Origin of the sequence: Streptomyces sp. CoH27, assembly GCF_020181035.1 — a bacterium.
Lineage (GTDB): Bacteria > Actinomycetota > Actinomycetes > Streptomycetales > Streptomycetaceae > Streptomyces > Streptomyces camelliae.
The window spans coordinates 18,185-27,167 of sequence record NZ_JAIQYY010000049.1 but is presented as its reverse complement, the minus strand read 5'-3'; the positions used below and the strand labels follow the sequence as shown (position 1 = coordinate 27,167).

At 68.4% G+C, this 8,983-nt stretch carries 6 protein-coding genes and 1 pseudogene; 4 read left to right on the top strand and 3 right to left on the bottom strand.

The window, feature by feature from the left end:
• Positions 1-1,162 precede the first annotated feature (1,162 nt).
• A complete protein-coding gene (locus LE548_RS42130) occupies positions 1,163-2,122 on the bottom strand; it encodes a GlxA family transcriptional regulator (protein WP_225102346.1) in 960 nt (319 codons plus the stop codon).
• Positions 2,123-2,281: 159 nt separating this feature from the next.
• Between LE548_RS42130 and LE548_RS42125 the strand changes: the two genes are divergently transcribed.
• Complete coding sequence (locus tag LE548_RS42125; protein ID WP_225102345.1) at positions 2,282-3,589, top strand: MFS transporter; 1,308 nt, start codon at positions 2,282-2,284, stop codon at positions 3,587-3,589.
• A gap of 247 nt (positions 3,590-3,836) precedes the next feature.
• On the top strand, positions 3,837-4,559 hold the full coding sequence (locus tag LE548_RS42120) for a DJ-1/PfpI family protein (RefSeq protein ID WP_225102344.1): 723 nt from the start codon (positions 3,837-3,839) through the stop codon (positions 4,557-4,559).
• Positions 4,560-4,897: 338 nt separating this feature from the next.
• Here LE548_RS42120 and LE548_RS42115 read toward each other — a convergent pair whose 3' ends face one another.
• The gene (locus LE548_RS42115) at positions 4,898-5,782 is read right to left on the bottom strand and encodes an SDR family oxidoreductase (RefSeq protein WP_225102343.1); all 885 of its coding nucleotides are present in this window, start codon (positions 5,780-5,782) and stop codon (positions 4,898-4,900) included.
• Between the two features lie 115 nt (positions 5,783-5,897).
• Here LE548_RS42115 and LE548_RS42110 point away from each other — a divergent pair, with 115 nt between their 5' ends.
• Positions 5,898-6,473, top strand: coding sequence for a TetR/AcrR family transcriptional regulator (locus LE548_RS42110; RefSeq protein ID WP_225102342.1), 576 nt, complete (start codon positions 5,898-5,900; stop codon positions 6,471-6,473).
• 226 nt (positions 6,474-6,699) lie between these two features.
• Here the strand turns inward: LE548_RS42110 and LE548_RS42105 are convergent, their stop codons facing one another.
• Entirely contained in the window at positions 6,700-7,929 is a 1,230-nt protein-coding gene (locus LE548_RS42105) for an IS701 family transposase (protein WP_225102341.1), read from the bottom strand.
• Between the two features lie 109 nt (positions 7,930-8,038).
• Between LE548_RS42105 and LE548_RS42100 the strand changes: the two are divergent.
• A pseudogene (locus tag LE548_RS42100) lies at positions 8,039-8,919 on the top strand (IS5 family transposase).
• The last annotated feature ends 64 nt before the right edge of the window (positions 8,920-8,983 follow it).

Genomic DNA, 8,983 nt, shown 5'->3' with positions numbered 1-8,983 from the left:
AGACTCTCCACCACGACCACCCACCCACTTCCAGCGGCTCTGCCAAGGACTGACGGCCTAGAGATCACCAACAGCATCCGGAACTTGTGCCAGAGCCCGAGAAGGAGCAGCAGATGTTCACGAGTTTGGGTTCTGGTCCAACTTCTGTGGAGCAGTCACCCTCTGTAATGTCTCAGGACTGGATGGCCCTTCGTGACCCGTTGACAGACCGGTTTGGGATCATGCCCGCATGGACTTCGGCCTCGCCCCACCAAACGGCGTTGGCCCGTTGCGGATCGGTATGACTCGGCAATCGGCCAACGCGGCGTTGGACTCGTTCCGCGATCTCTCCGCGGTGTCGGAGTCCGACCGGCCGGGTCAGCACATCTTCCGTCCCAGTGGACTGATGATCAGCATCCACTGCATGCGAGACATGCTCGAAGCCATTGAGCTTGGGAGGCCGTCGACTCAGACAGACCGAGTCGTCTTCCGGGGCCTGGACGTGTTTGCGATCCCGGCCCGCGAGCTGGTGCAACGCATGGGCGAGTTCACCTCGATTGAGGCAGACCCCGACGACCTGGCGTCTTTCGTCGCCTCTGACCTGCTCCTGAGCTTCTGGCGCCCGTTTGGCGGCCGACGACGAGCCAGAGGAAGAGCAGGGCTACTACTTCAGTTCGGTCCTGCTGGCACGGCCTGGCTACTACGACACCCCTGCTCAGGCCGCGGAGCGACTCCAGCAGAGCTCGTGACTGTCCCCTCAGGATGCCAGCAGGACTCGTTCGAGGAGCGGCCGCAGTCCGGACATGCTGCCCCGGTTGCCCGACCTCTGGCCGTGACGTCAACCGTGCCGAAGGCGGCGGTCACCGCTTCGACGTCCACGTCATCGATCCCGTCGAACACGAGCGAGTCCCAGAATGCTGCGCCAGCCTGCATGACCAGCACCGTCACCGCTCGCCGCGGTCGCCAGAGAGGCCGAGCACAGAGCTGACGGAGAGTCACTTCATGCTGCAAGGCGGAAAGGCGTACGCCGTCTCACGCGAATCTGGGTCCTTGCAATCGAACGCCGCGGTGACGCACCGCGACCGCTCCCCAAGATCTGAGCCAGAACCGCAACTCGCGAACAAAGCCACCCTGGTCGGCGGCGTCCGCCGGGCGCCCACCGCCCGGAGGCATGGCGGCCTTCCTATTGCGGGGCGTGGCGGGTGAAGGCGCGCCGGTAGGCGGTCGGCGTGGTGTTGAGGGCACGCCGGAAATGCAGACGCAGGTTGGCGGCCGAGCCCAGGCCGGCCTCGCTCGCCACCACGTCGATGGACTGGTCGGTGGTCTCCAGGAGTTCGCGTGCCAGGCCGAGCCGGGCATTCACCAGCCACTTGAGTGGCGTCGTGCCGGTCTCCTCGACGAATCGGCGCATGAGGGAGCGTTCGGACATGCGTGCGTGGCGGGCGAGTTGGGTCACGGTGAGCGGCTGTGCGAGCCGTTCCAGAGCCCAGGCCCGGGTGTCGGCGAGCGCAGTGTCGCCGGTGACCGCGACGAGTGCGGGTACGTACTGGGCCTGGCCGCCCTCGCGATGGGGAGCGGCGACGATGTTCCGGGCGATCTGGTTGGCCACGACGGCGCCCAGGTCGCGGCGCACGATATGCAGGCACAGGTCGATACCGCAGCACACCCCGGCCGAGGTGAGGACGTTGCCCTCGTCCACGTAGAGCACGTCACGCTCCACGTGCACGGCCGGGAATCGGCGTTCGAGTTCATCGGTGTACTGCCAGTGTGTGGTGGCGTGAAGATCGTCGAGCAGCCCGGCCGCGGCCAGCGCGAAGGCGCCGGTGCAGATGGACACCACTCGCCGGCCCCGGTCGCGGGCCGTGGCCAGCGCGTCGAGCACCGCCTGTGGCAACGGGCCCGGCTGCGGCGAAAACCCGGGACCGAATCCAGGGACGATCAGCGTGTCGGCTGCGTGCAGGACGTCCAGCCCGCTGGTGACGGCGAGCGCCAGGCCGCTGGCGGCGGAGACGGTACTGGCCGGTCCGCACACGGACACCTGGTAGGGGGTCTCCGTGCGCGGGCCGAAGATCTGCACAGGGATGGCCAGGTCGAGCGGGGCCATCCCGTCCAGTGCCAGCACAGCCACCCGATGGACCGTCATGGCGGCATCCTAACGAAACTAGGCATTTCTGCCACTCGTGGGGGTGCGGCCCCTGTAGCGAGGCTTGAAGGCATGACCGGATCAGTTCCACAACCGGTGTCCAGGTCGGCCTCCGGTGATCAGTCACCGGTGTGCCTGGCCCCGCCCACCGCCGTGCATGTGAATCCCGTACGTTCCTCCATCGAAAGCCCGCCGCGGCACAGCCAGACCACTGTCTCTGCGCGACGCCCTGGCGTCGGCAGCCTGGTGCTGCTGGCCTCGATCGTCGTATCCCTCCTTGCCTCCTCCAGCGCACCGACCCCGCTGTATGCGACCTACGCCCGCATGTGGGGCTTCTCGCCGATCACGACGACCGTCGTCTTCGGCGTCTACGCGATCGCCGTTCTGCTGTCCCTGCTCATCTTCGGACGCGTGTCCGACCACATCGGCCGTCGGCCCGTGCTGCTGGGCGCGCTCGGCCTGCAGACCGCGGCGATGGCGGTCCTTACCACTGCGCAGGGCTTGGACGCGCTGTTCCTGGGACGGGTCCTTCAGGGCCTGTCCACCGGCGGCGCCCTCGGCGCCCTGGGCGCGGCCATGCTGGATGTCGACCGGCGCCGCGGCACTCTCGCCAACGCGGTCGTGCCGGGAGTCGGTACCGGCATGGGTGCGCTGCTGTCCGGATCGCTGGTCCAGTACGCGCCGGCACCCACGCACTTGGTTTACCTGGTTCTCATCGGTGTGTTCGTCGTCCAGGGTGCGGCTGTGATCTGCATGCCGGAAACCGTGGGCCGCACGCCAGGTGTGCGCGCCGCTCTGCGCCCCGAACTGACCGTGCCGTCCAACCTGCGCGGCCCCGTCCTCGCCGCAGCGCCGATCCTGTTCGCCGTGTGGGCGCTTGCAGGCTTCTACGGCTCACTCGGCCCCGCGCTCGCCCGGCAACTGTCCGGCTCCTCCTCCACCGTCGTTGCCGGGCTCGGACTCTTCCTGCTGGCAGTGACCGGCTCGCTGGCTGCGCTCACACTCGACCGCGCCGCGCCGCGCACCGTAATGCTGCTGGGCATCGCGCTGCTCGCGGCGGGGTCGATAGCCACACTGGCCGCGGTTGACACCGAGTCAACATTGGGATTCTTCAGCAGCACGATCATCGCCGGTGCCGGGTTCGGTGCCGGTTACCAGGGCGGCATCCGCACCGTTGTTCCCCGCGCGGCGCCGCACGAAAGGGCTGGCGTGCTGTCCGTCCTCTTCGTCGTCTGCTACCTCGGTCTTGGAGTGCCCTCAGCCATCGCCGGGGCGCTGATCGTCCACGGCACAGGACTCATCACAACCGCCCGCGACTACACGCTGTTCATCGTCGTGCTTGCAGGCGCGGCCCTGGCCGGACTGCTGTTGACGAACCGCTCGGCGCAACCCGTCAGGCCGACCTGGACCTGCGCGAGCCGACGCGCTTCGGGCAACGGCAGCCACGGTGATCGCGATGCTCAATGACGACCACCAGGGCCGAAAACTCAGCCTGCTGTCTTCCTGCTAAGCCGTTCCCGAGACCCCAGCGCCCACCGATTGCGCTGACGCCACACCCGACTGATCCGCACACTGCGCCAGGACTCGTAGGCGCGCCCTGCTCTGCCATTCCTGGCGCCCATACCCGCCGCTGGCGCCCACCACGGCACGTGACGTTCGCCCCGAGCCGGATCGGCGACACAGCCCGCTCGGCCCAGCCAGCAGGAGCATCCCCATGACCACATCCTTGGCCCCTCAGCACGAAGTCCCCATCAAGACCATCGCCTTCGTCCAGTACCCGGGCCTCACCCCGCTCGACATCGTCGGCCCCCTGCAGGTCTTCAGCGTGCTGGCCCAGCTCGTCCCCGGCTATACCACGGTCGTGGTCGGCGAGCGGATAGAACCGATGGCCACAGACACCCCGCTGTCCCTGGTCCCCAGCCACACCTTCGAGACCATGCCCGATCCGCACGTGCTCATCGTGCCCGGCGGCACGGTCCCCACCGTCGCCGCGATGGCCGACGAGAACCTGCTGGACAAGCTGCGTACCGCGGCCGCACGATCCGAGATCGTCGGCTCCGTGTGCACCGGCTCCCTGCTACTCGCCGCCGCCGGCCTCCTCAAAGGACACCGGGCCAACACCCACTGGATGTACCGCGGCCTGCTCACCAAGTTCGGGGCGATTCCGGTGGCCGAGCGCTGGGTCCGCGACGGAAACGTCATCACCGCCGCCGGGGTCTCGGCCGGCATCGACATGGCACTCCACCTGGCCGGGCAACTCGCCGGCCAGGATGTCGCGCGCAAGGTACAGCTGTTCGTCGAGTACGACCCCGAGCCCCCGTTCGGCCCGATCGACTGGGAGGATGCCGACCCTGCCCAGTACGCGCCCCGTCTTCGGCAGCGTCTTGATCAGGCCCTCGCCGACCATCCCGCGCTCCTGGCACGTCTGACCGATTGACTGCAGGGCATCGCGGCGGAGTCAGGCTCCTCGACGTCGACCTGTCCGCCTTGTGCCGTGAGGTCCACGCCTCGCGCGCCGTGCTGAACACTCCGGCTGCCTGAGCAACGCCTTCGTGTGAGGACTTTCGTCGCTCAAAGAGGCTCGCCGACCACCTGGTCCAAGACGTGGTCCGGCAAGGTGAGCAGGTCAGTGTCTTCGTCGAATTTCAGTCGCATCTCGTCGAGTCTGCCGTTCATCGCCGGTCGCGAGGATCGCCTGCGGGGTGACCGCACATCGGTTGCATGCGGGCAGTGGCGACCTACCTCGGTCCGTGCTCCGCGACGTCAGTGCCGGCGTCAGTTCCCGGCGAAGTAGTGGCCGTTGTCGAGGTCGGCGATCAGGCCTGGGTGGACCGGCTCCCAGCCGAGCAGTTGCCGGGTGGCCGCGTTGGACATCGTGATGTCGAGAGCGGCGAACGGGAAGCCGGTGAAGTGCTCTGCCGCCTTCTCGGCCGGGATGCTGACGGCCGGGACGCCGAGGTGTCGGCCGATGGTCTCGGCGATGTCGCGTACCAGGACGCCCTCCTCGGTCGCGGCGTGCAGCTGCGAGCCGACCGGGGCCTTCTCCACCGCGAGGCGGAAGAGCCGGCCCACGTCGAGGGCGTGGCCGGCGGGCCAGCGGTTGGCGCCGTCACCGACGTAGCCGGAGACGCCCGTGGCGCGGGCGATGCCGATCAACTTCGGGATGAAGCCGGACCGGTCCCGCGGGCTGTGCGTCACCGGCGGGACGGCGATGAGCACGGTCCGCACGCCGTGCTCGGTGAGTCCGGCGATCTCCCGCGCGACGGCGGTGCGGGGGTTGGCATGGATGGCCGCGTCCCGCTGCGGGTTGCCGGTGGGCGTCAGGCCGATGCCGATGAGGGCCTTGCCCGTGCCGGCCAGGGCGTCGCCGAAAGCGCGGACCACTGCCAGGTCGTCGGCCACGGCGTCGGCGAAGCGTCCGGAGGCGATGGCGTCATGCTTGAAGCCGAGGTGGACGACCGCGTCCGCGTCGGCGGCGCCCTTGCGCAGGCCGTCCAGGTCGTCGAGGTCACCGCGGAGCACCTCGGCGCCCAGCGCCTGCACGACGGCGGCGGAGGCGTCGGACCGTGCGAGGCCGACGACCTCGTGTCCGGCCTGGACGAGTTCGGGGATGAGAGCGGAGGCGATGTGCCCGCTGGCGCCAGTGACGAAGACACGCATGGAGCTCTCCCAGGGCAGGTGGGGGCGCCGCGTCCGGCCACCCCCAGTGACGTTACTTGGTACCGTCACGATAGCCGAAGTGACGGAACCAAGTAACATCACCTAGGCTTGGGCCATGCCGCGATGGGAACCGAACGCACAGCAACGACTGATGCGCGCCGCACTCGACCTGTTCACCGAGAAGGGCTACGACGCCACCACGGTCAACGAGATCGCCGATCGCGCCGGCCTGACCAAGACCACGTTCTTCCGGCACTTCTCCGACAAGCGAGAAGTCCTCTTCGCAGGCCAGGACATCCATGGCCGACTCCTCGTCCAGGCGATCCACGCCGCGCCCGACTCAGCGACGCCGCTCGAAGCGGTCCGTGCGGCACTCGACGCCCTCGCGGCCGTCTTCACCGACGACCGGCGCGAGTTCGCCGCAAGGCTGCGCCCGATCGTCGCCGACCATGCCGAACTGCGGGAACGCGCCGCCCTCAAACGCACCAGCCTCGTCGGCACCCTGGCGAAGGCGCTGGAGGAACGCGGCGTGCCCGACCTGACTTCGGACCTTGCCGCCGACCTCGGCATGCGCGCCTTCGACAACGCCTTCGACCGATGGATCGAACCGGACAACGAGCAGCCACTCACCGACCTCACTCGTCGCGCCTTCGACGAACTCCGCACCGCGATGGCCACCCTCCACGACTGAAGGTCCCGGTCCGCTGGCCCGGGGACGCGACAAGCTGCCGACGCGTCGACTGCCGTACAGGTGCGGGCTGCGTGCGGGTTGCCGAGCGAGCCGAAATTTAGGCTAGTAGTGCTTCGTTAGATTCTGGCTCTGGTTCTGCTGGTCGGCAGGGGGCGACCGCAGGTGGTGCAGGTGCCGGTCCAGCACCTCAACAGGTCCTGGAGTGCGTCGAGGACTTGGTAGAGAGTCAGGCCGGCATCGGGGCTTTTGGGTCGAGCCGCCGGAGGGTGAGAAAGGCCTGGGCGGCGGTGACGAGGGTGACGTGGTGGTGCCAGCCGCGCCAGGTGCGGCCCTCGAAGTGGTCCAGTCCCAGGCCGTGCTTGAGCTCGCGGTAGTCGTGCTCGATCCGCCAGCGCATCTTCGCCCACCGCACCAGGTCGGCGATCGGGGTGGTCGCGGGCAGGTTGGTCATCCAGTAGCCGGTCGGCTCGTCGGCTTCTTCGGGCCGTTCGACCAGCAGTGTCCGCAACGGCAGCACGCCGTCCCACCGGTTGCGTCCTCCGGCCTGTTCCTGAGCAGTGCGGGTGGCTTCCTTGCCCGACGGCCGCACCTGAAGCACAGCGAAGTGCGAGGTCATCGTGCCCTTGCTGCCCTGACGCCAGGTGACCTCCTCGAATACGGTGGCATCGTCGACGAGCCGGGGCAGAGGCTGGGCCGCCTGGCGATAACGGGGCAGGGTGGGCGGTCCGAGCCCGCCGTAGGCGGGCTGATACGGCTCGGCGGTGACCGGCCGTGCGATCTCCTTGCAATCCACGGCCATCACATAGGACCAGCCGCGCTCTTCCAGCGCGAGCCGGAAGGAGACGCTGCGGCCGTAACCGGCATCGGCCACGATCACCGGCACCTGAAGTTGCTGCGCGGCCAGCCGGTCCAGCAGTCCCAGAGCCAGGTGCGTCTTGGAGGCATGCCCGACCTCCTGGGGTATCCCGGCCCGCCGCCTGCGCCGGTCGTCGTGCGCCCATTCCTCGGGCAGGAACAACTCCCACTCCAGCGGGCAGGAAGCGGCGTCGGTGGCGGCATGCACGCTGACCGCGACCTGGCAGTTGGCCCGCTTGCCCAACGCTCCGCAGTACTGCCGGGCCACCCCGACCGAGGCGGTGCCGCACTTGGGGAACGACACGTCGTCGACCACCCATACCTCGGGCCGGACGGCCTGGCACAGCCGCTGGGCGATCCGCCGCCTGACCGGCAGCGGATCCCACGGCGACTGATTCACGAACTGCTGCAGGGCCTGCATGTTCCCGTCCGGCAGCCGATCGGCCATCGGCTGGACCGACTTACGCCGGCCGTCCAGCATCAGGCCCCGCAGGTAACACTCGCCCCACCGTCGCTGATCCCGCCGCGGCACCGAAGCGAACACATCGGCAACGAACTCCGCTAACTCACCCCGGAGCCGTTCCACTTCCCCCAGCCGCATACCCGGAAACTACCCAGCACCAGCGGAGATCACCCAACGTAACGAAGCACTACTAGAGCCTGTCCGGCGGATCATGTGACTTCTTCAGCCCCGGCGCGTTGGCATGTCCATGGGGCGGGGAGATCTCACGACCGAGGAATGGGCCCGACTGAAGCCGCATCTGCCCAAATCAGGGCGGCGCGGTGGGCGTTGGGCCAGTCACCGCAGGATCATCAACGGGATCCTTTACCGGAACCGGACTGGGGTGCCGTGGCGGGATCTGCCTGCGCGGTTCGGCAAGTGGAAGACCGTGTATGAGAGGCACAGGCGCTGGTCGGCGGACGGCACGCGGGACAAGATCTTCGCGGCCGTCCTGGCCGACGCGGATGCCCAGGGTCGCATCGACTGGTCCATGGTGATCGTGGACTCCACCACTTGCCGGGCCCACCAGCACGCCGCCGGAGCACGCAGGAAGCCACCGCGGGCGCCGGGAAAAGATGCACGCCCCGGCAGCACCGCCCGGATGAGGGACCCGGACGCTCCCGGGGCGGCCTCACCTGCAAGATTCACCTTGCCGCAGAAGGCGGACGCCGCCCTCTGGCTCTGCTGATCACCCCGGGCCAGTGGGGCGACGCCCCGCAGCTCATCCCTGTCATGGAACGCATCCGTGTCGGCCGGCTCGGTGGCGGACGGCCCCCACCCGACCTGACCATCTCGGCGGCGACAAGGTGTATTCCTCCCGGCGTAGCTGCCGCTACCTGCGCAGACGGCGGATCAAGCACGCCATCCCCGAGCCGAGGAACCAGCGGGCCAACCCTTCAACGTCGCGGCAGCAAGGGCGGACGACCTGCGGGCTTCGACAAGACGGTCTACAAGCGCAGAAATGAATTCGAGCTGACGATCAACGCTCTCAAGAGCTTCCGGGCCGTGGCCACGAGGTTCGACAAGCGTGCCTATGTCTTCCAGGGCACTGTGACCGTCGCGGCGATCCGGCTCCGGCTCCGGGAGTAAATCCATTATCCCTGTGTGGCGAGGCGCCCGTCACCGTTCTCCGGAATGATCTTTACATCCGTTT